22 protein-coding genes and 1 pseudogene are annotated in these 20,781 nt (G+C 60.3%); 14 read left to right on the top strand and 9 right to left on the bottom strand.

Annotated elements, in window-relative coordinates; genetic code table 11:
• Window positions 1-2 precede the first annotated feature (2 nt).
• On the bottom strand, window positions 3-680 hold the full coding sequence (locus tag J2J98_RS09055) for an HAD family hydrolase (protein ID WP_138396744.1): 678 nt from the start codon (window positions 678-680) through the stop codon (window positions 3-5).
• 108 nt (window positions 681-788) lie between these two features.
• A pseudogene (locus J2J98_RS30835) lies at window positions 789-1,101 on the bottom strand (hypothetical protein).
• A gap of 179 nt (window positions 1,102-1,280) precedes the next feature.
• On the opposite strand from J2J98_RS30835, the gene J2J98_RS09050 reads away from it, so the two are divergent.
• Window positions 1,281-1,607, top strand: coding sequence for a hypothetical protein (locus J2J98_RS09050; protein WP_064712877.1), 327 nt, complete (start codon window positions 1,281-1,283; stop codon window positions 1,605-1,607).
• A gap of 163 nt (window positions 1,608-1,770) precedes the next feature.
• Window positions 1,771-3,219, top strand: coding sequence for a cryptochrome/photolyase family protein (locus J2J98_RS09045; protein WP_207602896.1), 1,449 nt, complete (start codon window positions 1,771-1,773; stop codon window positions 3,217-3,219).
• A gap of 75 nt (window positions 3,220-3,294) precedes the next feature.
• On the opposite strand, the gene J2J98_RS09040 is transcribed toward J2J98_RS09045, so the two are convergent.
• Window positions 3,295-4,131: an SDR family NAD(P)-dependent oxidoreductase gene (locus tag J2J98_RS09040; protein ID WP_064709155.1), complete on the bottom strand. Its 837-nt coding sequence runs from the start codon at window positions 4,129-4,131 to the stop codon at window positions 3,295-3,297.
• A gap of 98 nt (window positions 4,132-4,229) precedes the next feature.
• On the bottom strand, window positions 4,230-4,889 hold the full coding sequence (locus tag J2J98_RS09035; RefSeq protein ID WP_207602895.1) for a ChrR family anti-sigma-E factor: 660 nt from the start codon (window positions 4,887-4,889) through the stop codon (window positions 4,230-4,232).
• Window positions 4,890-5,111: 222 nt separating this feature from the next.
• Between J2J98_RS09035 and J2J98_RS09030 the strand changes: the two genes are divergently transcribed.
• From J2J98_RS09030 to J2J98_RS09010, 5 genes are all read left to right on the top strand, one after another.
• Window positions 5,112-6,149: a cysteine synthase A gene (locus tag J2J98_RS09030; RefSeq protein ID WP_207602894.1), complete on the top strand. Its 1,038-nt coding sequence runs from the start codon at window positions 5,112-5,114 to the stop codon at window positions 6,147-6,149.
• A 6-nt stretch (window positions 6,150-6,155) separates the two neighbouring features.
• The gene (locus J2J98_RS09025) at window positions 6,156-6,893 is read left to right on the top strand and encodes an alanyl-tRNA editing protein (protein ID WP_138396748.1); all 738 of its coding nucleotides are present in this window, start codon (window positions 6,156-6,158) and stop codon (window positions 6,891-6,893) included.
• Window positions 6,894-6,907: 14 nt separating this feature from the next.
• Complete coding sequence (sseA, locus tag J2J98_RS09020; RefSeq protein WP_207602893.1) at window positions 6,908-7,777, top strand: 3-mercaptopyruvate sulfurtransferase; 870 nt, start codon at window positions 6,908-6,910, stop codon at window positions 7,775-7,777.
• 5 nt (window positions 7,778-7,782) lie between these two features.
• The gene (locus tag J2J98_RS09015) at window positions 7,783-8,343 is read left to right on the top strand and encodes a GNAT family N-acetyltransferase (RefSeq protein ID WP_064709159.1); all 561 of its coding nucleotides are present in this window, start codon (window positions 7,783-7,785) and stop codon (window positions 8,341-8,343) included.
• Window positions 8,344-8,505: 162 nt separating this feature from the next.
• Entirely contained in the window at window positions 8,506-9,681 is a 1,176-nt protein-coding gene (locus J2J98_RS09010; protein ID WP_064709200.1) for an MFS transporter, read from the top strand.
• Window positions 9,682-9,727: 46 nt separating this feature from the next.
• Here the strand turns inward: J2J98_RS09010 and J2J98_RS09005 are convergent, their stop codons facing one another.
• Window positions 9,728-9,895 (bottom strand): hypothetical protein, encoded by a 168-nt coding sequence (locus tag J2J98_RS09005; RefSeq protein ID WP_197491979.1) that lies wholly within the window; start codon window positions 9,893-9,895, stop codon window positions 9,728-9,730.
• Window positions 9,896-9,988: 93 nt separating this feature from the next.
• Here J2J98_RS09005 and J2J98_RS09000 point away from each other — a divergent pair, with 93 nt between their 5' ends.
• Entirely contained in the window at window positions 9,989-10,498 is a 510-nt protein-coding gene (locus tag J2J98_RS09000) for a DUF1203 domain-containing protein (RefSeq protein WP_207602892.1), read from the top strand.
• A 16-nt stretch (window positions 10,499-10,514) separates the two neighbouring features.
• Here J2J98_RS09000 and ald read toward each other — a convergent pair whose 3' ends face one another.
• Window positions 10,515-11,633 carry an alanine dehydrogenase gene (gene ald / locus J2J98_RS08995; RefSeq protein WP_207602891.1) on the bottom strand — a complete coding sequence of 373 codons (1,119 nt, stop codon included), beginning with the start codon at window positions 11,631-11,633 and terminating at the stop codon, window positions 10,515-10,517.
• Window positions 11,634-11,790: 157 nt separating this feature from the next.
• Here ald and J2J98_RS08990 point away from each other — a divergent pair, with 157 nt between their 5' ends.
• From J2J98_RS08990 to J2J98_RS08975, 4 genes are all read left to right on the top strand, one after another.
• On the top strand, window positions 11,791-12,252 hold the full coding sequence (locus J2J98_RS08990; RefSeq protein WP_064709162.1) for an Lrp/AsnC family transcriptional regulator: 462 nt from the start codon (window positions 11,791-11,793) through the stop codon (window positions 12,250-12,252).
• A gap of 72 nt (window positions 12,253-12,324) precedes the next feature.
• Complete coding sequence (locus tag J2J98_RS08985; protein WP_207602890.1) at window positions 12,325-13,236, top strand: DMT family transporter; 912 nt, start codon at window positions 12,325-12,327, stop codon at window positions 13,234-13,236.
• 147 nt (window positions 13,237-13,383) lie between these two features.
• Window positions 13,384-13,788 carry a PilZ domain-containing protein gene (locus J2J98_RS08980; protein WP_064709164.1) on the top strand — a complete coding sequence of 135 codons (405 nt, stop codon included), beginning with the start codon at window positions 13,384-13,386 and terminating at the stop codon, window positions 13,786-13,788.
• A gap of 300 nt (window positions 13,789-14,088) precedes the next feature.
• Complete coding sequence (locus tag J2J98_RS08975) at window positions 14,089-16,077, top strand: bifunctional 2',3'-cyclic-nucleotide 2'-phosphodiesterase/3'-nucleotidase (RefSeq protein ID WP_207602889.1); 1,989 nt, start codon at window positions 14,089-14,091, stop codon at window positions 16,075-16,077.
• 40 nt (window positions 16,078-16,117) lie between these two features.
• On the opposite strand, the gene J2J98_RS08970 is transcribed toward J2J98_RS08975, so the two are convergent.
• A complete protein-coding gene (locus J2J98_RS08970; protein WP_207602888.1) occupies window positions 16,118-17,086 on the bottom strand; it encodes a LysR family transcriptional regulator in 969 nt (322 codons plus the stop codon).
• A 139-nt stretch (window positions 17,087-17,225) separates the two neighbouring features.
• Between J2J98_RS08970 and J2J98_RS08965 the strand changes: the two genes are divergently transcribed.
• Entirely contained in the window at window positions 17,226-17,840 is a 615-nt protein-coding gene (locus J2J98_RS08965; RefSeq protein WP_064709167.1) for an FMN-dependent NADH-azoreductase, read from the top strand.
• 49 nt (window positions 17,841-17,889) lie between these two features.
• On the opposite strand, the gene J2J98_RS08960 is transcribed toward J2J98_RS08965, so the two are convergent.
• Entirely contained in the window at window positions 17,890-18,465 is a 576-nt protein-coding gene (locus J2J98_RS08960; RefSeq protein WP_207602887.1) for a TetR/AcrR family transcriptional regulator, read from the bottom strand.
• 101 nt (window positions 18,466-18,566) lie between these two features.
• Between J2J98_RS08960 and J2J98_RS08955 the strand changes: the two genes are divergently transcribed.
• Window positions 18,567-19,343, top strand: coding sequence for an SDR family NAD(P)-dependent oxidoreductase (locus J2J98_RS08955; RefSeq protein ID WP_138396757.1), 777 nt, complete (start codon window positions 18,567-18,569; stop codon window positions 19,341-19,343).
• Between the two features lie 11 nt (window positions 19,344-19,354).
• Here the strand turns inward: J2J98_RS08955 and J2J98_RS08950 are convergent, their stop codons facing one another.
• Window positions 19,355-20,626, bottom strand: a complete 1,272-nt coding sequence (locus J2J98_RS08950) for a GGDEF domain-containing protein (RefSeq protein ID WP_171049327.1) — start codon at window positions 20,624-20,626, stop codon at window positions 19,355-19,357.
• Window positions 20,627-20,781: the final 155 nt, after the last annotated feature.

Below are 20,781 nucleotides of genomic sequence, written 5' to 3'. Positions count from 1 at the left end.
TGTCAAGCCGGCTTCGCACCGACGAACATTTTGTGGCCGGCCGAGATGCGAACGGCGATCTCATTGTAGGAAGAGATGCTCGGATGCGGTGTTTCCATCTTATGGTGATGGGTCGCCGTAACCACCATGACATCGGCGCCCGCCGCCTCGCCGGCCTTAATGCCGGCTGCGACATCCTCAAATACCAGACAATCCTGCGTGCTGACACCAAGGCGTTCGGCGCCGAGAATATAACATTGCGGATCGGGCTTGCCGACCGCCACATCCTCCGCCGTCACCATGAATTTCGGCAACGGCAGGCCGGCCGCTTCGAGCCGGCGGCGGGCGAGGCGCAATGGCGAAGAGGTGACGATCGCCCAGCGCTCCGGCGGTAACGAACTGAGGAAGGCGGCCGCGCCTGGAATGGCAACGACATCGCCGACATCAGCAATTTCGGCCTCGGTCACCAGCCGTGCTTCGTATTCGGGATCGACGCCTGGCAGGTTCAGCCGGGTAATCGTGTCAATGCCGCGCGATCCATGCATCTTCGGCAAGAAGGTTGCGACATCGAGTCCATGGCGTCTTGCCCAGTCGCTCCAAACCCGCTCGGCGGCGAGAATCGAATTGAGGATGGTGCCGTCCATGTCGAACAGGAAGGCGGCATAGGGCTTCTCGAAGCCATGGGGCATCGGCGGGTGCAAGGGCGGATCTCGTTAAGGAGGAGTGTCGGATGGTTGTCGCTGTCGACGATGAAACGGCAAATTGCTGCGTTTTGCAACCCTCGGAAACACCTTGACGCGAGATCTGTTTTAGAAGGCCGTCGTACCCGAGGTGGCAATCAAATCGCAGGGAGACGCGCAAGCCTATCCGGTCTGGCACAGTTGTTTGGAGCGGTCTGGGAGTTCCTACGCCGTGAGCGGGTCAGCGCGGAGATCGGCCATTTCTGCGGGGTCGATGCGCATCGGGACTGCGGTCCATAGCGGGCGGCCGACAACAATCGCTGAGATACCCGCCTTCTCGCCACCCACGGCCGCCAATGCGACCGCTTCAGCCTGCCGTCAGGGCGAGTGCAAGCGCAATCTGCAGCCCAAGATCTGCGGCCTCGCGTGGAGCAACGAACATAGGGGCCTTGCCATGCCACCAAGGCAGGCGGCGTGGCCGATCCAGCGGCTTCGCCCGTTAAGGTTTAAGCGTGACCATGCAAGGCTCGCGTGCAGGTTTCTCAAAAATATCGGAACAATGATTCCTCCAGGTGGTTACCCAGAGGTCATCCATGATGAAAATCAAAGGAGGATATCCTCATGACCAAATCTCTTATTGCCGCTTCGTTGCTTGCGATCGGCATGGCGTCGTCAGCCTTTGCCCAGTCGAACCCTGATCCTATCGGACCGACCAATGGCGGATCGACCGATCCGAGTTCGCCTAACTATTCTTCCGACTACACCAACAGCGACAATGGTATTCGTCCTGTCCAAGTCGCACCGGTTGATCCGACCACGACACAAAGCATCCGCCAGCCGCAGGCGATGGAATGCGCCGGCATGCCGCAGCAGGGTACCGGTATCGACACGCGCGGCGGTCAGAGCGGCGCCTCGATCAGCGAAGCCTGCCGCGAATACGACAACTGACCAGGTTATCGCCCGCTTTGAAACACCACGCTCAGAGAGGCCGGCATATGCCGGCCTTTTTCATGTCACGGCGGAAAAAAGCTCCCCGCATGAAACTTTTGACCCGACCGTTGCGTACATCCGTACTCGGCCGAAAACTAACGCGAGCACGGAATTGGTTTCATTGGCAAACAACGCGGAAAAACCTGTCATCCTGTGGTTTCGAAAGGATTTGCGCCTGGACGATAATCAGGCTCTCAACGCCGCCCACGTCTCCGCGCGGCCAATCATCGCTCTTTACATCAACGAGCCAAGGGCAGCAGGTACAGGTCCGCTCGGCGCAGCCCAAGCCTGGTGGCTTCATCATTCGCTGGATGCGCTCGGCAAATCGCTGCGTTCGCGGCAGGGACGGCTGGTGCTTGTAAGCGGTGAGGCGCTCGATGTGCTTCGGGCGGTTATCAGGGAAAGCGGCGCCGATGCTGTCTTCTGGAACCGCCGCTACGACCCATCTGGTCTTTCGATCGACATCCGCATCGAGCACGAACTGGAAAAGCAGGCGATCGAGACGAGAAGCTTCGGCGGCCAGCTGCTGCATGAACCATCCAGGCTGATGACCGGGAAGGGTGCGCCGTACCGCGTCTACGCGCCATTCTGGCGGGCACTCGAGCGAGCGGGCGAACCTGGGCCGCCACTCGACGCACCTGCGTCGCTGCGGCTGGCATCGCGGCTTCCGACCTCGGAAAGGCTGGAGAGCTGGAAGCTACTGCCTAGGAAGCCGAACTGGGCCAAGGAATTCGCCGACGTATGGACGCCGGGCGAGCAGGGCGCACAGGTGAGACTCGGCACCTTCATCGAAGACGCGCTCAATGGCTATAAGGAAAACCGCGACTATCCTGCGAAGCCGGCGACATCGATGCTGTCGCCGCATTTGGCGTTCGGCGAGATCTCCCCTGCCCGCATCTGGGATGCGACGCGTGGTTTGTCGAAAACGCCGACGGCCGATATCGTGCATTTCCGCAAGGAGATAGCCTGGCGCGAATTCTCCTATCACCTGCTTTTGCACTTTCCCAAACTGGCATCTGAGAACTGGAATGGTCGTTTTGACGGGTTCGAATGGCACAACAGCGGCGAGGACTTCGAGGCATGGCGTCGCGGCAAGACCGGCTATCCGATCGTCGACGCCGGCATGCGCCAGCTCTGGCGCCACGGCTGGATGCACAATCGCGTGCGCATGATTGTCGCTTCCTTCCTTGTCAAGGACTTGATGATCGACTGGCGTTCCGGCGAAGCTTGGTTTCGCGATACGCTGGTCGATGCCGACCCCGCCAACAATGCCGCGGGCTGGCAATGGGTGGCGGGTTCGGGAGCCGATGCCTCGCCTTTCTTTCGCATCTTCAACCCGGTGCTGCAGGGCGAAACCTTCGATCCCGAAGGGGACTATGTCAGAACCTATGTGCCGGAGCTTCGAGCGCTCGAGGCGAAATACATCCACCGGCCCTTCGAGGCGCCGAAGCGTGTGCTCGAGGAAGCCGGCATTGTTCTTGGCGAGACCTATCCGAAACCGATCGTCGATCACGCCGGTGCCCGAAACCGAGCACTGGCCGCCTACAAGGCTATATCGAACGGGGGATAAACGCGCACATCCGTCCGCAGCTAGCCGATCTACGAAACGCCGCCTCCGGCTTCCGAATGTCAGGCGCGCCGTTGATCATTCCGCAGGGTGCGGCATCACCGGATGGTGATCATCCAGCGGCGGCCGCTGCCGCCAGCCCGTCAGGTGGTTCATCAATGGAAAATAAGCGCCATAGGGGAGCAGACGCGCCAGCTTCAGCATTGTGGCAAAGCGCCGGGGGAAAGCGATCTCGAAAGCCTGCGATTTCAGCCCGGCGGCAATCTGGCAGGCAGCTTTCTCGGAGGAGATCAGCGCCGCCCGCATCGGAAGGGCGCTCTTCCCCATCGTCGGCGTGTCAACGAAGCCCGGGCTGATGAGCTGAATGCGAATGCCCATCTTGTCGAGATCGAATTTCAGGCTTTCGGCCATGTTGATCAACGCCGCCTTGGTTGCGCCATAGGCAGCCCCCGTCGGCAGGCCGCCATAACCGGTGACGGAAGAGACGATGGCGATCTGTCCCTGCCCTTTCGCCTTCATATGGCGGATCGCCGGCAACAGACAGTTCACGACGCCGGAAAGATTGACGGCAAAGCTTTTTTCGAAAGCGGCGCGGTCCAGGTCCTCCGCGTAGACCGGCAGGTTGACACCGGCATTGAGGATTGCCATGGCGAGCGTGCCATGCTCATATTCGATGGAGGCAAGGACATGTTCCATGTCCTCGGCATCGCTGACATCACCGTCGAGGACTATAATGCTGCCGGAAAGGCCCCTGGCTTCGGCCTGCAGCTCGACCAGCTTTTCGTGGCTTCTGGCGGTGACGGCGACCTTGTATCCTTCGCCGGCAAGTTTCAGCGCAAGCGCCCGGCCAATACCCGAGCTCGCGCCCGAGATCCAGACGATTCCATGTTCGGGACGGGCGATGAAATCACGCATGACATGCTCCTCCGGCTCTGCCTGACCAACACGAAAAAAGGTCCGGAAGTTTTTGCGCCTCCCGGATTTATGGCTCTATCACACCATTGTGGCTGCTTTCAGCCGATGAGGTCGCCGATCATCTGACGGAAGGATCCGGTCAGTCGGACAGGTCCATCTGAAACGGCGAAAGCTATGCAAGGCCTGTCCTTTTCAGCAACAGGCCGGTGATCGACAGTCTCGTCGGCAATCGAGATGTCGCCGGGGCCGAAATGGCCGCGCTCATCGTTGAAAGCCCCATCGAGAACCAGGATCAGCTCCATGCGTTTATGAGTGTGCGCCGGCAAGGCGCGACCAGGGCGGATCCACATCAGACGGACCTCGCAGCCCTCCCTGTCGAGTGAATATTCCTTAAGGCCGGGCAGCCGCCTGCGCCAGGGAACATCCTGGAGCTCGAAGCCGACAAGATCCCACAACGCCCGGGGAAACAGCGCAGTTTCGGATCTCCCGATCGTCTGCGGCCTAAGATCGGGAGAGCTGGAGGAGAAGATTGCCGCAAGCCGCTGCTCGCGGTGGGCGATGGCGGCTTCCGGCGTGTTTTCCAGCGCCTCTCCGGCCAGTAGCTCGAGCGCGTTCACCAGGCTGCGATTGCCCGGCTTCATTTCGAGATGCGAGCATACGAGCACCCGCGCCGGCTCGGGCAAAGAGCCGGCGACATAGTGCGCCATCAATGCATCGATTGTGTCGATCTGCTCGTGAACCATGTCGGTTTCGGCCAAGCCCGCTACCGTGCTGCGTTGTCGCTTTGTCGTCATCCGTACGGGTAAAGTCAATCTTCGGATCACCACGGCACGGTAGGATCGCACTCTCGGGCCATTTCCAGCGAGGAGAGGGAAATTTTATCGTGACCGTAAGGGCCGTGGAATAGCATTTCTTGCCAACACAGCCTTGTGAAGGGAAAAGACCGTTCCTAAAGTAAGAGTTCGAAAGAGGCAGATTCCATGACCTTCCATCCCTCCGTCCTCGAAGCCATCGGCAATACGCCCCTGATCAAACTCAAGGGCGCCTCCGCGGCAACCGGCTGCGCCATTCTCGGCAAGGCGGAGTTCCTGAACCCCGGCCAGTCGGTCAAGGACCGTGCCGCCCTCTACATTATCCGCGACGCGGAGCGAAAGGGGCTGCTTCGACCTGGCGGCGTCATTGTCGAAGGCACGGCCGGCAATACCGGCATCGGGCTGACGCTGGTCGCCAAGGCGCTCGGCTACCGCACCGTCATCGTCATCCCGGAAACGCAGAGCCAGGAAAAGAAGGACGCGCTGAAACTGCTGGGCGCCGAGCTCGTCGAGGTGCCGGCCGTTCCCTACAAGAACCCGAACAACTACGTGAAAGTATCCGGCCGACTTGCCGAACAAATGGCGAAGAGCGAACCGAACGGAGCGATCTGGGCGAACCAGTTTGACAACGTCGCCAACCGACAGGCTCATATCGAAACGACCGCGCCGGAAATCTGGAACGATACCGGAGGCAAGATCGACGGCTTTATCTGCTCAGTGGGCTCCGGGGGCACGCTGGCGGGTGTCGCCGCAGGACTCAAGACTTTCAAGCCGGACGTCAAGATCGGGATTGCCGATCCCGACGGCGCCGCCCTCTATGAGTTCTATCAAAACGGCACGCTGAAATCCGAGGGATCATCCATTACTGAAGGTATCGGCCAGGGCCGCATCACCGCCAATCTCGAGGGTTTTACCCCCGATTACGCCTATCGAATTTCCGATGCCGAAGCTCTTCCCTATCTTTTCGACCTCGTCGAAAACGAGGGGCTGTGCCTCGGCGGCTCGACAGCGATCAACATTGCCGGTGCGGTCAATCTCGCCCGGGATCTCGGACCCGGTCACACGGTGGTGACAATCCTCTGCGACTACGGCAACCGTTATCAGTCGAAGCTCTTCAATCCGGATTTCCTCAAGTCGAAGGGACTGCCCGTTCCGGCCTGGATGACTGCTTCGTCCGAGATACACGTTCCCTACGAGCCCGTGTGAGACCTCATGCCCGTCAATGCCCTCTATCGCGACGACTTCTATCTCTCGACGTGCGAGGCGGTCGTGACCGCCGTTCACGACGACGGGGGCATCGAGCTCAACCAGACCTGCTTTTATGCTACATCGGGCGGCCAGCCAGGCGACACTGGCCAACTTGAACGTGCCGACGGCACCAAGATCGCACTCGGCCAGACGAAACACGGCGCCGGCAAAGACGTCATCATCCATGTGCCGCTCGAAAACGAGCCGCGGCCGGAGGTTGGCGAGACGCTGGTGCTGCATGTCGATTGGCCGCGCCGCTACCGGCTGATGCGCATGCACACGGCCTGCCACCTGCTGTCGGTCATCTGCTCCTATCCGATCACCGGCGCCGCCGTCGGCGAGGAGGAAAGCCGCGTCGACTTCGACATGAGCGAGACAATCGACAAGGACGAGGTAACGGCCAAACTGATGGAGCTGGTCGGCCAGAACCATCCAGTCTATTTGCAATGGATCACCGACGACGAGCTGGCGGCCAATCCCGACATCGTCAAATCGAAGAACGTGCGCCCGCCGATGGGGCTCGGCCGGGTCAGTCTCGTCTGCATCGGCGAGAACTCCTCGATTGACAGCCAGCCCTGTGGCGGCACACATGTCTCGGAGACGCAGGAAGTCGGCCAGATCCATATCGCCAAGATTGAAAAGAAGGGCAAGGAGAACCGACGCTTCCGCATCCGCTTCGGCACGCCCGGCGAAGAAGCCTGACAAGGGAGACCATAATGACTGAGAGCAAGAGCCGTTTCGTCGTCTCGGCCGAATGGCTGCAGGCCGAGCTCGGCAAGCCGGATCTGCGCGTGCTGGACGCCTCCTTCTATCTGCCGGCGCAGAAGCGCGACGCCGATGCCGAATATTCGGCGGGCCATATTCCCGGTGCCGTCCGCTTCGATCAGGAAAAGATCGCCGACCACTCGACGGCACTGCCACACACAATCCCCTCGCCTGACTTTTTCGCCGCCGAAGTCGGCCGGCTGGGCATCAGCGAGAGTGATCGCATCGTCGTCTATGACGGTATCGGCCTGTTTGCCTCGCCGCGCGTCTGGTGGCTGTTCCGGGTGATGGGGGCAAAGAATGTTTTCGTGCTCGACGGCGGTCTAGACGGTTGGAAAGCCGAGGGCCGTCCACTCGAAACCACCACACCCAATCCTGCTCCGGCGACCTTCACTCCGAACTTCGACGAGAGCCGCGTCGTGACGCTCGAGACCATGCGCGACATCGTCTCGAGCGGCGCGATGCAGATCGCCGATGCCCGCAGCGCCGGCCGCTTCGCCGCTACCGAACCGGAGCCGCGTGCCGGCATGCGCTCAGGCCATATGCCCGGCGCCCGAAGCCTGCCGTCCGGCGTCTTCGCAAACCAGGGTCGGTTCAAATCGCTGCCTGAACTCAGGCAGACGATCGAAGAGGCAGGCATTGATCTCTCCAAGCCGGTCGTCACCTCCTGCGGCTCGGGAATCACGGCCGCGATTATCACGCTGGCTTTGGAATCCCTCGGCCATCAAGACAACAAGCTTTATGACGGTTCATGGAGCGAATGGGGCAGCCGTGACGATACGCCTGTTGTCACCGGTCCGCCGACGCCGGCCAAAGCTTGACTGCCATGGGAAAGACGCCCGCTTCGCTTAAAGCCCATATCACCCGTCTCGAAATGACGGCGCCGCCGAAGGCGAGCATGCCGGTGCCCGTCAATATCCAGACGGCCATCATGCGAGCGCCAGGCATACCACTACCCTTCTACCGCTATCTTTACCGGCAGGTAGGCGCGCGCTGGCAGTGGGTCGACCGGCTGCGCATGAGCGACGCGCAGCTGGCGGAAACGCTGAACGACAAGCGCAACAATATCAGCGTCCTCTACGTCAACGGCGCACCGGCCGGCTTCTACGAATATTTCTGTGAAGACGAGGATACGATCGAACTCAGCCATTTCGGCCTGATCGAACATGCGCTCGGGCTCGGCATCGGCAAATGGTTTCTGCTGCAGGCCCTCTATGCCATCTGGGCGCTCGATCCGAAGCGCGTCACCACGACCACCAATAATCTCGACCATCCGCGCGCACTGCAGCTCTATCAGATGTACGGCTTCTCCCCTGTCTCGACCGGCACCGGCATCGTGCGGCCGCTGAGTGATAAGGAGCTTCTGGAGATTGCGCGGAAAAGCTGACGTTGCTGCCGAAGGTGGGCTTCATGCTGACAGCAGCTGTCAGCAGCGGTGTAGATAATCCGGAAGCCGCCGGTTTCTGAACCTGCCGCCATCTCACCGGAAGCCTCGCTATGACGGTATCAGTTGGGCTTCAATCCATATCCGATCGGAGCAGGTCCCGAGATGAAGCCACACCACCGCATTTTCTTCATCCAGTTTGCAGTCGCCCTTTCCGTGGGTGCTTTTCTTTCGCGCCTGCCTGATCTTCAGCGCAAATTCGGCCTCACCGAGGGCGAGCTCGGGCTTTTGCTCGCTGTCATGTCATTGGGAGTTCTCTGCGGGCTGACATTTTCGGTGAGGATCATCGAGAGGCTCGGTGCGCGCACCACAGCTTTCGTCACGGTGTTCGGCGCATCCCTGTTTTTCTCGGTGATTTCCTGGATGCCTTCAGCTCTCCCGGCCATTCCATTCTTCTTCATCGCCGGTCTATTCACCGGCGCATTCGAGATCAATGCCAATATCGAAACCGACCGCCACGAGGCGCTGCTTGGATATCGCATCATGAGCCGCGCGCACGGCATGTGGAGCCTCGGCTTCTGCATGACTGCTCTTGTCGCCGCCGGCATGCGGCAGGCCGACATCTCCATCGAGCTGCACATCTTCCTCATCCTCCTGATCGTGCTGATTTCGGGCTCGATCGTGTTCTCGAAAATCGAAACCGCACCCCCACGGCTGGACGCGCACTCCGGAGAAATCCCCCTCATCGCTTTTCCGACAATGGGGCTGTTGCCGCTTTGCCTGATAGGCGCAGCACCGCTCCTGGCTGAAGGCGCGAGCGTGGATTGGTCGGCGATCTATATGCGTGACGTCTTTGCGGCCGAACCTTTCATCGGCGGGCTCAGCGTGACGATATTCTCCCTCTGCATCGCGATCGGACGGCTTGCAATGGATCCAGTCATCGACCGCTTCAATCCGCACCTGGTCGCGATAGTCCTTCTCACAATCGTCGTCTTAGGGCTTCTGATGGTCGCGACGGCGGCACACCCACTCATAGCGCTCATAGGCTTCGGCTTGACCGGTATCGGCTGCTCGTCGGTCTATCCGCTTGCCATCTCCGCTGCGGCGCGCCGCACGGACCGACCGGCTCCTGTCAACGTCGCAGCGCTTGGGCAGACAACCTTCCTCGTGTTTTTCGCCGGCCCACCCCTGCTTGGCTTCATTGCCGAATATTTCGGTATCCGCTTTTCCTATTGGGCGGTGGTCCCCGTCGTCGTCACCGCTCTTTGGATCACAAAGGCGCTTGCCGCTGCTCCCATGCCAGCCACAGGAGAGCCGCAACCTGTTCAGTCCCAAGGCTGACGTGGCTAGGCTTCAGCGTGGAAATCGGTCGCGCAAGCGGAAGCAGCTAACGCTGCGTAAGGCTGCTTGGGCGGCGTGGATCATTGCGGCGCTCGAAATCGAGCGTGCGGTCCAACTGCTCCTTCAGTTCCGCCAGTTCCCGGCGCAAAGCCCTGAGTTCATCCAATATCTGAGCATTTTGCTGCGCCAGCAGCGCCAAGTCGACCTGGGCCAAGGCAAGTCTCCTTTATGATCCCGCTTCGCAAGAAACGGGTGGCTTATAGATGGATGCGGGTGCATTTCATGGCAAATACAAAGGAGATTTGTCATGACCGCCATCCGTTTTGTCGCCATGCCGACCAGTGACGCCGAGCATCTCTGGAACGGCGGACGTGACGCTTATGACAGGCTGCCCGAGACGATGGTTTCAGATGGTGACGGCAACCCTTGTCGCCATTGTTTGAAGAATATCGACGAGGGCGAGGAGTTGCTCGTCTTTGCCTATCGGCCTTTCCAAGAATTGCAGCCCTATGCCGAAACTGGACCGATCTTCCTGCATAAACAGCCCTGCCGACGTTACACCGCCGAGGAGGTCCAGCCGCCGATGCTGACGATGAGCCCCGATTTCATCGTCCGCGGCTACAGTGCCAATGATCGCATCATCTATGGCACAGGTGCGGTGACCGATTTCGACCGGATCCCGGCCTATGCCGAGACACTGCTGGCACGAGGCGACATCGCCTATGTGCATGTACGTTCAGCACGCAACAATTGCTTCCAGTGCCGGATCGAAAAGGCAAAAGCGCCGATCCTTGAGGAAACCGGCGCCCTTGCCTGAACTTGGGTGAGGTATTTTACGCTACATTCAATACGCTCTCCGGGGCGAAGGCCTCATAGCCGAGCGCTTCCGCGACGGGCTTGTTGGTGATGCGGCCCTTGTGCACGTTGAGACCATTTCTCAGGTGCTTATCTTCGGCAATGGCGCGAAGGCCGCGGTCGGCAAGTGCAAGCCCGTGGACCAGCGTGGCATTGTTCAGCGCATGCGCCGAAGTGACCGGCACTGCGCCGGGCATATTAGCGACGCAATAATGCACGACCCCCTCGACCTCATAGGTAGGATCCGAATGGGTGGTCGCATGCGAGGTTTCGAAGCAGCCGCCCTGGTCGATGGCGACGTCAACGATCACGGCGCCCCTCTTCATGCCGGACAACATCTCGCGGGTGACGAGCTTCGGAGCGGCAGCACCCGGGATCAACACGGCGCCGATGATGAGATCGGCCGAAAAGACCTCCTCTTCCAGCGCCTGAATGCTGGAATAACGGGTGTGGACACGGCCTGCGAAGATGTCGTCAAGTTGACGCAAGCGCGGCAGGGACTTGTCGAGAATGCTGACGTCGGCGCCCAGTCCGGCGGCCATTCTGGCGGCATGCAGGCCGACCACGCCGCCGCCGATGACTGCCACCTTGGCCGGCAGTACGCCGGGCACGCCGCCGAGCAGCACGCCGAGGCCGCCATTGGCCTTCTGCAGGGCAGTCGCTCCAGCCTGAATCGACAGGCGGCCGGCAACCTCGGACATCGGCGCCAGCAGCGGCAGACCACCGCGCTCGTCGGTCACCGTCTCATAAGCGATTGCGGTGACGCCGGAGGCGAGAAGACCCTTGGTCTGGTCGGGATCGGGCGCCAGATGCAGATAGGTGTAGAGCAGCTGACCATCGCGAAGCTGCGCCCATTCGGAGGGCTGCGGCTCCTTCACTTTCACGATCATGTCGCACTTTTCGAAGATATCCTTGGCGGAGCCGGCAATCTTCGCGCCAGCCGCGGCATAGGCGGCATCATCGGCACCGATGCCGGTGCCCGCCTTGGTCTCGACCCAGACCTCGTGGCCGTGGGCCACATATTCACGCACCGAAGCAGGCGTCAGGCCGACGCGATATTCATGATTCTTGATTTCCTTCGGGCAACCGACACGCATTTCGCGTTCCTCTCACTTTGTCTCCGCGATCGCGGATCTCCTCTGCGACTGAATCCAACCATCAAGGTTGCGAAATGTCCTTGCAAAGACGGTTTGCGCAGACGCGATTTTTCGGTGATTATTGCACCCTCACGCACTGTTTTCGAAGGTTCTTCGAATGGCCGATCTCGATACTATCGATCTTGCGATTCTGAAGGTTTTGCAGGCCAACGCCCGCATCACCAATGCCGACCTCGCTGAAAGGATCGGGCTTTCCCCTTCGGCCTGTTCCCGGCGGCTCGATATTCTTGAAAGAAGCGGCGTTATCGACGGTTACCATGCTCGGCTTTCGCACAAGGCGCTCGACTTTAAGATGATCGCAATCGTGCATATTTCCCTTTCGGGCCAGTTCGCCAAGACGCTGGCGGAGTTCGAGTCGGCTGTGAAGCTCTGCCCGAATGTGCTCGTCTGTTACCTGATGTCGGGCGAATATGACTACATCCTCAGGGTCGCCGCCCGTGACCTCGAAGACTACGAGCGTATCCATCGCGATTGGCTGTCGGCCCTTCCCCATGTGGTCAAGATCAATTCGAGCTTCGCGCTCAGAGAAATCATCGACAGGCCGAATGTGGGGCTTTGAGGCCTTGCTTATTTTCCGAATGCCTGACCAGACTTTCGCTGCGCGCGGGCGTCTCCCGCTTATTGGCATGTGATGAAATCGAAGACCCACGGCTATATTTTCGCCCTATTGGCGCTCACCATCTTTTCGCTGCAGGACGCCATCTCCAAACACCTGGCATCGACCTATCCGCCGATCTTCGTGACGATGATCCGCTACTGGGCCTTCGGGCTTTTCACAGTCATTCTCGCTTCGAAGATGCGCGGCGGTCTCAAGGCGACCGCCCGCACCAAACGCCCCGCCCTGCAGGTGGCGCGCGGCGTGCTGCTTGCAGTCCAGGTGGTTCTGGCCATCACCTGTTTTGCTGTGATCGGCCTTGCCCGTTCACAGGCGATCTTTTCCGCGACGCCGATCCTGATCGCACTGCTGGCAATGCCGATCCTCGGCGAGCGGGTCGGTTGGCGGCGGTGGGCGGCAATAGGCGCCGGGCTTTTCGGGGTGCTGCTGATCCTGAAGCCGGAAGGTGATTTCTTCGATGTGAAGTTGCTTCTCGCTATCCTTTCCTGCTTCAATTTCGCCTTCTACGTCATCGCTACGCGACTCGTGAGCCGAGACGATCCTTCGATGACCAGCTTCTTCTATACCGGCGTCGTCGGCGCCGTCGCGATGACGCTTATCGGGCCGTTCTACTGGAGTTGGATGTCGTCAGGCGACTGGGGCTGGATGGCGCTCGTCTGTATGACCAGCATTTCCAGCCACTATTTCCTGATCCGCGCCTACGACAGTCTCGATGCCGCCGCTGTCCAGCCGCTGACCTATCTGTCCCTCGTCTACGCTTCGATCATCGGGGTGACTATCTATGGCGAAACGCTCAGTCTCAACACGATCGTCGGCTCGGCGATCGTCGTCGCCGCCGGCATCTTTACGGTGTGGCGCGAGCATGTCGTGGGACGCAGGGCTTCCAAAGCCTGCGGCACCACGTTGGACTTAGGCGACGCCGGTTAGTCGCTCCTGCGACGTGGGTTCTGCTGCACGCATCTCGCCGACACGGATTAAAGCCAATTGACGCTTTCACTGCAATTTTAGCCACGCCACTAAAACCATTTCAATTTTCCACCGCTATGCTCCCTCACCGTATCCAAGGGAGAACATATGAGCCGCAACCTGAAAATCACGGCGCGAAAGACCGACCGCAAGAACTGCCGCGTCTTCGGCAGCGTCAAGTATTTGAACAGTGAGGTGGATGTCCGCATTCTCAATCTGTCCGCGACCGGCGCCGCCTTGGAGACGAAGGAGCCTTTGCAGGCGGCTTCCGGCAGCAAGGTGCGTATCGAAGCCGAAAACCTCGGGCTGCTTGAAGGTATCATCCGCTGGAAACACAATGGCCGCATCGGCATCCAATTCGATGTGAACTCGAATGCGCGAGCGCAGATCTCCTCCTATTTCCGCTTTTTCCATAAGGAAATACGGCCGGTCCTGGCGGTACGGCAATTGGCCACCTCCAGACCCAGCGGCGAACGCTTGCCGCAGCGGGCGGCCTTGCCGGCGAAACCCTAAGGCGGCCCCCGTCTTTCGGAGCAGTCGCGGCAGCGCGCTTCCACAGCGAACCTCGATCGCCACAGGCGGCTGCGCCTTAGCGGGCGCGACGGCGCCTGGAGTAAAGGGGATAGCGCCCTGACCCGCGACTCCCGCGACGGATCTCAGGCGAGCGAGTTGCATCCACCTCGCCTTCCGAGGCCATGTCCGCTTTGTGCCGGGCCGTTTAGCCATCCTGTCATTTTCGCAGTGTACTCCTCGCCAAATCGTCCTAATGCTGGGGGGCCGGACGATGCACGATCTTTCAAGGAGAGCTTTTCCATGTCTTCCATTTTCGATGTCGGCCTGATGAGCCGTCGTTCACTGCTTGGCGGCCTTGCCGCGACCTCCGCCCTTGTGCTGCTGCATCCTTTCAGCGCGCGTGCCAGCGCCAATCAGGCGCATCTTCGGCTGATGGAAACGACTGATATTCACGTCAATGTCTTCCCTTACGACTATTACGCCGACAAGCCGAACGACACGATGGGACTTTCGCGTACCGGGACGATCATCGACAACATCCGTGCGGAAGCCGCCAACTCGCTGCTGATCGACAACGGTGATGTGCTGCAGGGCAATCCAATGGGTGACTATATGGCCTACCAACACGGCATGAAGGACGGCGACGTCCATCCCGTGATCAAGGCGATGAACACGCTTGGCTATACGGTGGGCACGCTCGGGAATCACGAATTCAACTACGGCCTCGACTTCATGTTCAAAGTCCTGGCAGGCGCCAATTTCCCCTTCGTCTGTGCCAATCTCACCAAAGGCCAGCTTGCTTCGGACCCGAAGAAGGACGACCTTTTCTTCAAGCCTTACGTCATTGTGGAAAAGCAGATCAAGGACGGCGCCGGCAAGGAAAGCCCCGTCAAGATCGGCTTTATTGGTTTCGTACCGCCGCAGATTATGCTCTGGGACATCAAGAATCTCGAAGGCAAGGCACAGACGCGTGATATCGTCGAGGCCGCCAGGGCCTGGGTCCCCGCGATGAAAGAAGCCGGCGCCGATATCGTCATCGCCCTCTCGCATTCCGGCATCGATGGCAGCGCGCCCGCCGAAAAAATGGAAAACGCCTCGCTGCACCTGGCCGCCGTCGAAGGGATCGACGCGATCTTCACCGGTCACCAACATCTCGTCTTCCCCGGCCCGAAGAGCTGGGACGGCATAGCCAACGCCGACCCGGTCAAAGGCACGCTGCATGGCAAGCCCGCCGTGATGGCAGGCTTCTGGGGCTCGCATCTCGGCCTTATCGACCTGCTCTTGGAAAAGGACGGCAACAGCTGGAAAATCGTCGATTTCACCTCGGAAGCACGGCCGATCTATCATCGCGACGACAAGAAGAAAGTGATCGCCGATTACGCCGACAAGAAAGAGGTGGTAGAGGCCGCCAAGGCCGAACATGAGGCGACGCTCGCCTATGTCCGCACGCCCGTCGGCAAGACCTCCGCGCCGCTCTATTCCTATTTCGCTCTCGTCGCCGACGATCCTTCCGTGCAGGTCGTCAGCCAGGCCCAGACCTGGTATATCAAGCAGATGCTCGCCGATACCCAATTCAAGGATCTGCCGGTGCTTTCGGCCGCGGCTCCCTTCAAGGCCGGCGGACGCGGCGGCGCCGAATATTACACCGACGTTCCGGCCGGCGATATCGCCATCAAGAATGTCGCCGACCTCTACCTCTACCCGAACACGGTCCAGGCTGTCGCCATCACCGGTGCGCAGATGAAGAACTGGCTCGAAATGTCTGCCGGCATGTTCAATCACATCGAAGCCGGATCGAAGGACGCGCCGCTGCTCAACACCGATTTTCCTTCCTACAATTTCGACGTAATCGACGGGGTGACCTATCAAATCGATCTGGCACAGCCGCCGAAATATGATTCGTCGGGAAAGACGATCAATCCGGACTCGAACCGCATCCAGAACCTCGCCTTTGATGGCAAGCCGATCGATCCAGCTCAGAAGTTCGTCGTCGTCACCAACAATTACCGCGCCGGCGGTGGCGGCAACTTCCCGGAAATTGCTGCGGACAAGGTAATCTTCCAGGCGCCTGATACTAACCGCGACGTCATCGTCCGCTACGTCCACGAGCAGGGCACGATCAATCCGTCGGCCGATGCGAACTGGACCTTCAAGCCGCTGGCGGGCACGACCGTCACCTTCGACAGCGGCCCGAAGGCAAAGCAGTTCCTCGCCGCGGTCAAGAGCGTCAAGATCGAGGAGGCCGGCGATGGCGCCGAGGGCTTCTCGAAATTCAGGCTCGTTCTCTAAGCAGACAGATCCGAGCGAAGGCGTGGGCTCCGCGCCTTCGTCATTCGGCCGCGAGCGGCGGAACTGTGTCGCGTAGTTCCGCCATTTCGGCATGAAAATCGGCCTGGTTCGGGCAGTGGGATAGTCGTGTGCGGAACGCGTCGATCATCCAGGTGGCGGCCGGTCCGGGCGGGTTGGCGAGCTGGCGCATCGAATAGATGGCGTACTCGCCCTGTTCATAGGCATCGAGATCGAGATGGACGAGCGCGCCGCTACGCAGATCGTCATGCATTATGGGAGCCGGAAGACCGCCCCAGCCAAGACCGGCTTTGATAAGCTGGTGCTTCGTCGCAATATCGCTGACGCGCCACGTCTTGTAGGACAGGACGTTGAAATCCCGTCCCTTCGTGCGGCCTGAGGCGTCTGTGACGACGAGCTGCACTTCTTCGCGCACGTCGCCGAGTGTCAATGGCCGTCCGATTTGGGCAAGCGGGTGGTCGGGCGCGGCAACGGGCAGCATGAAGGAATGGCCGATCCGCTCGGTGATTATCGAATCGTCCTGCTTGAGGACCGCACCGCCGATGCCGATCGTCGCCTTGCCGCTCAGCACGAGATCCATAACCATTCCAAGCTCGCCGACATTGAGGTTCAGGGAAACGGTCGGGAACATCTCACGGAATTCGTGCAGCACGTCCACCACGGCCTGCGAGGGCACCATGACGCTGATGGCAACGGAAACCTCCGCCTCGAGCCCTTCCCTCAGGCTCTTGACCCGCGCGCGCATGACCTGCAGGTCGCCCAGGATGCGCCGCGCATCCTCGAGCATCGCCTTCCCCGCCTCGGTCAGCTTCGGCTGGCGCGCGCCGGAACGCTCGAAAAGCGGCACTTCGAGCTGCGCCTCCAGATTGGCAATCGTATAGCTGATAACCGACTGAGCCCTGTTCAATGCCCGCGAAGCGGCCGAAAAGCTGCCCGTTTCGGCAACCGTCAAAAACACCTGCAATTGATCCAGGGTCGGGTTCGGGAGCATCTTCCATCCATTCCATCGATAGTTTCGATCGACATTATCTCCGTTTTTTCGATAGCAGGCCAGACTTATTTTCCTGTTCGACACCGCGGCTCTCCCTCCCAGCAACAGCCGTTCAGTTTAATTCGAAAGGAAATGATCCATGTCGTCCATTCTTCTTCTGACATCCAGCCCGCGTGCCGAATCGCTCTCGACGTCGATCGCCGTCGATCTTGCCGAGAAGCTGAAGAGCCAGAAGCCGGGCAGCGTCGTCGTCCGGCGCGATCTTGCCGCCAATCCGCTGCCGCACATCGATGACCTCTTCACCGGCGCGATCCGCAAGCCGGCGGAAGCCCGTACCGCCGAAGAAAACGCAGCCATCAAAACCTCGGACGAACTCGTCGCCGAACTCTTCGCCGCCGACACGATCGTCATCAGCACCGGCCTGATCAACTTCAACATCTACTCGTCGCTGAAGACCTGGATCGACAACGTCGCCCGCGCCGGCGTGACGTTCAAGTACACGGAAAGCGGCCCGGTCGGCCTCGTAACCGGCAAGAAGCTGTATGTCGTGCTCGCATCCGGTGGCGTCTATTCGCAAGGGCCGGCTGCCCCCCTGAACCATGCCGTTCCGTACCTGAAGTCGGTTCTTGGCTTCCTCGGCATTACCGATATCGAAACCATCTATGTCGAGGGTCTCGCCTTCGGTCCGGAAGCCGCCGAAAAGGCCATCGACGCCGCCAAGTCGCGCGTCCAGGAAATCGCGCTGGCCGCCTGATCGGCTGTCAACCACTTCTTTCGAACGGCCGGCATCCGCCGGCCGTTTGTCATTTGTCGATATCGGCAACAAAATTCCGAATCGTCTCCAGGATTTCGGCTGACAGGTCTTCGTCGGAAGAAATCCTGGCGAGGCCGACGCCGCCAGCCATCATCGCAAAAGCCATGATCGCCTTGCGCCGCCTTTCCCTTTCGTCCACTCCGGCGGCTATGCTCGCCAGAGCTTCGAAGTTGCGTCTCAGCCGCTCCGTCGCGATCCCCCGCGCCTTCTCTCCGCTGCGCGATATGTCGGAGGTCAGTGCGGCAAAGGGGCAGCCCGTGGCGGGATTGTCGCGATGATAGGCGCTGACATAACGTTCGCCGATGTCAGCGGCCGTCATCTTCGCCGGGTCCACTCCTTCTGCCTCCAGCCCGCGTCCCCATGAATCGAAAGCGAATTCTATCGCCTCGGCGACGAGATCCTCGCGCGAGGCGAAATGCTTGTAGAAGCCGCCGACGGTCAGTCCGGCCTCCTTCATCAGATCGGCGACGCCGACGCCTTCGAGCCCTTCCTCGCGCAGCCGCTTCGACGCGATCTCGACAATCCTCTCGTGCGTCTTCTGTTTCTCCAGCTGCGAACGCCCCATCGGAATTTTCCTACCGCTTGACTTATTGGGATTACGCTCATAATCCTCATGGATAACGATCATAATCCAGATCGTTGTCAGTTCCAAGAGGAGCATGAATCATGCGTTTACGAAACAAGGTTGCCCTGATCACTGGCGGCAACAGCGGTATCGGTCTTGCGACCGCCAGAGTATTCATCGACGAAGGCGCCAGGGTGGTGATCACCGGCCGCAACCCGGAAACGCTCGCCGCCGCAGAAAGGGCGCTTGGGCCGGGCGTGTTTGCGCTGAAGCTCGATGTCACCGATGCGGCCGCCACCGAAAGGGCTTTTGCCGAAGCCGCCGCAAAGGTCGGCAAGTTCGACGTCGTCTTCGCCAACGCCGGCATCGGCGGCGCAACACCGCTTGGTGACACGTCGGCGGAGCAGTTCAACGGGATCATCAGCACCAACCTGACCGCGGTTTTCTTCACGGTCCAAGCGGCCCTGCCACATCTTGTCGACGGTGGCTCGGTCATCCTCAACGGTTCGGTCCATGCCGTGCTCGGCGCTCCCGGCTGGTCGGCCTATGCGGCCTCCAAGGCGGCGGTGCGCGCCATGACCCGCAACATGGCTTCGGAACTCGCGCCGCGCGGCATCCGTGTCAACCAGGTGACGCCAGGCGGCACGAAGACGCCGATCTGGTCGCCGATGGCGTCGACCCAAGATGCGATGTCGGCGCTCGAAGCCCGCCTCGGCGGCATGAGCCCACTCGGCCGCATGAGCGAAGCCGAAGAAATCGCCAAGGCAGCGCTTTATCTAGCCTCCGATGATTCCGCCAACGTCACCGGCATCGAGATCACCGTCGATGGCGGCATGACGAGCGCGCCGTCAGGCGCCAAGATCTTCCGCGCCGCCTGAGCCAGCCGGGGCTAAGCGGGTTTCATAATGCCGGAGCGGCCGACGACGCAGTTGCGGCCGCTCTTTTTTGCCGCGTAAAGCCTGCCGTCAGCCGCCGCGAGCACCGTCGTGAAACTGAGGCCGTCCTCGTCGGCCGTCGCAACACCGATGCTGACCGTCACCGGCTTCTCGTCCGGCGTCTTGACGCTGGTCTCGATCGTCCAGCGCAGGCGCTCGCCAAGCCTCAGCCCTTCTTCATGACTTGTGCCGGGGCAGACGGCCACGAATTCCTCTCCGCCGAAGCGGAAGATACGGTCGCTGGATCGCAGCGTCGTGCCGAGCCGGGCGGCGATCGCCCTTAACACTTCGTCGCCCTGCAGATGGCCATAACCGTCATTGACATCCTTGAAGTGATCGGCGTCGATAATAAGGATGGTGGCGAACAGCCCCTGCCTCAATGCCTCACGCAACATCAGCGGCGCTTCCAGCTCCATGCGCGTGCGATCGTAGACACCGGTGAGCATGTCACGGCCCGTGCGCTCCAGAAGGTCGTTATAGCGCTCGCGGAACGTCAGATCGCCGAAGACATCACTGATGGAGCGCGCCGAGGCGTCCGCGCCGACGCGCCGGATATGATATTCGTAGATGGCGAACAGTCCTGCATACAGGCAGACGGCGAGCATCTTCGCCTTCCAGCCACCCCAGAATACGGCGATCGGCACGTCCAGGAAGTAATGCAGCGCCGCGAAAAAGCCGACCTGGTCGAAGGTCAGCATTAAGAAACCCGAGATCATGAAACGCAGGACAGTGCGCCGGCGGAAGAAATCACCGAGTTTCTCGTAAAGCAGGATAATGCCGAGCGAATCGACATAGAGCAGCGCCGTGCCCCAGACCATCAGCCAACCTATCTCCTTGAGGAAATCGACATCAGGTGTATGGCCGGGCGATATCTGCAACGGCTGATGTAGCTGCAGAATCCAGGCGATGCCGACGGTGAGCAGGTTGCCGAGGAACAGGCCATAGATCGGCTGGCGCACCGTCGCTGCATCCTCCTGCAGATAGAGCATCAGGATCATCATCAGCTTGCCGGAGAAGAAGACGGAAGAGCCAGGCGACACGTCGCCGAACGGCAGTGAGACGTAGAAGACCGCCGCCAGATAGGTTTCCATGAAATGCATGACGCCGAGTGCCGTCAGAAAAACTCCCAGGCCGAGCCGATGGCGGAAATGCAGAAGCGTCACCATCAGCACGAAATAGGCGATGGCTTCGACGACGAAGAGCGCGAGGTTGATTGTCTCCATCACGGCACCGCGGCGTCCGTAAGACGCCTTCGCGGCCGGGCGGGCGCTGCGATCACCACAGCGGATCCTTTGATCGATCGTCTGAAAAACTGAAGCACGAAGGCAGCCCTGCAAATCCTGCAGGCGACAGCTTTGGCCGCAATCCTTTAAGATTGCGT

Source organism: Rhizobium bangladeshense (assembly GCF_017357245.1).
In the GTDB taxonomy this organism is placed as follows: Bacteria; Pseudomonadota; Alphaproteobacteria; order Rhizobiales; family Rhizobiaceae; genus Rhizobium; species Rhizobium bangladeshense.
Note: the sequence above shows the minus strand (reverse complement) of the source record. Positions and strands in the feature narration are given on the sequence as shown.

Bases quoted from the DNA above. Each gene is read 5' to 3' on its own strand.
- J2J98_RS08985 (WP_207602890.1), top strand. From the start codon at position 12,325: ATGAAATCGAAGACCCACGGCTATATTTTCGCCCTATTGGCGCTCACC.
- J2J98_RS08960 (WP_207602887.1), bottom strand. From the start codon at position 18,465: ATGGGGCGTTCGCAGCTGGAGAAACAGAAGACGCACGAGAGGATTGTC.
- ald (WP_207602891.1), bottom strand. From the start codon at position 11,633: ATGCGTGTCGGTTGCCCGAAGGAAATCAAGAATCATGAATATCGCGTC.
- J2J98_RS08955 (WP_138396757.1), top strand. From the start codon at position 18,567: ATGCGTTTACGAAACAAGGTTGCCCTGATCACTGGCGGCAACAGCGGT.
- J2J98_RS08990 (WP_064709162.1), top strand. From the start codon at position 11,791: ATGGCCGATCTCGATACTATCGATCTTGCGATTCTGAAGGTTTTGCAG.
- J2J98_RS08965 (WP_064709167.1), top strand. From the start codon at position 17,226: ATGTCGTCCATTCTTCTTCTGACATCCAGCCCGCGTGCCGAATCGCTC.
- J2J98_RS09010 (WP_064709200.1), top strand. From the start codon at position 8,506: ATGAAGCCACACCACCGCATTTTCTTCATCCAGTTTGCAGTCGCCCTT.
- sseA (WP_207602893.1), top strand. From the start codon at position 6,908: ATGACTGAGAGCAAGAGCCGTTTCGTCGTCTCGGCCGAATGGCTGCAG.
- J2J98_RS09040 (WP_064709155.1), bottom strand. From the start codon at position 4,131: ATGCGTGATTTCATCGCCCGTCCCGAACATGGAATCGTCTGGATCTCG.
- J2J98_RS08970 (WP_207602888.1), bottom strand. From the start codon at position 17,086: ATGCTCCCGAACCCGACCCTGGATCAATTGCAGGTGTTTTTGACGGTT.
- J2J98_RS08980 (WP_064709164.1), top strand. From the start codon at position 13,384: ATGAGCCGCAACCTGAAAATCACGGCGCGAAAGACCGACCGCAAGAAC.
- J2J98_RS09050 (WP_064712877.1), top strand. From the start codon at position 1,281: ATGACCAAATCTCTTATTGCCGCTTCGTTGCTTGCGATCGGCATGGCG.
- J2J98_RS09030 (WP_207602894.1), top strand. From the start codon at position 5,112: ATGACCTTCCATCCCTCCGTCCTCGAAGCCATCGGCAATACGCCCCTG.
- J2J98_RS09000 (WP_207602892.1), top strand. From the start codon at position 9,989: ATGACCGCCATCCGTTTTGTCGCCATGCCGACCAGTGACGCCGAGCAT.
- J2J98_RS08975 (WP_207602889.1), top strand. From the start codon at position 14,089: ATGTCTTCCATTTTCGATGTCGGCCTGATGAGCCGTCGTTCACTGCTT.
- J2J98_RS09025 (WP_138396748.1), top strand. From the start codon at position 6,156: ATGCCCGTCAATGCCCTCTATCGCGACGACTTCTATCTCTCGACGTGC.
- J2J98_RS09015 (WP_064709159.1), top strand. From the start codon at position 7,783: ATGGGAAAGACGCCCGCTTCGCTTAAAGCCCATATCACCCGTCTCGAA.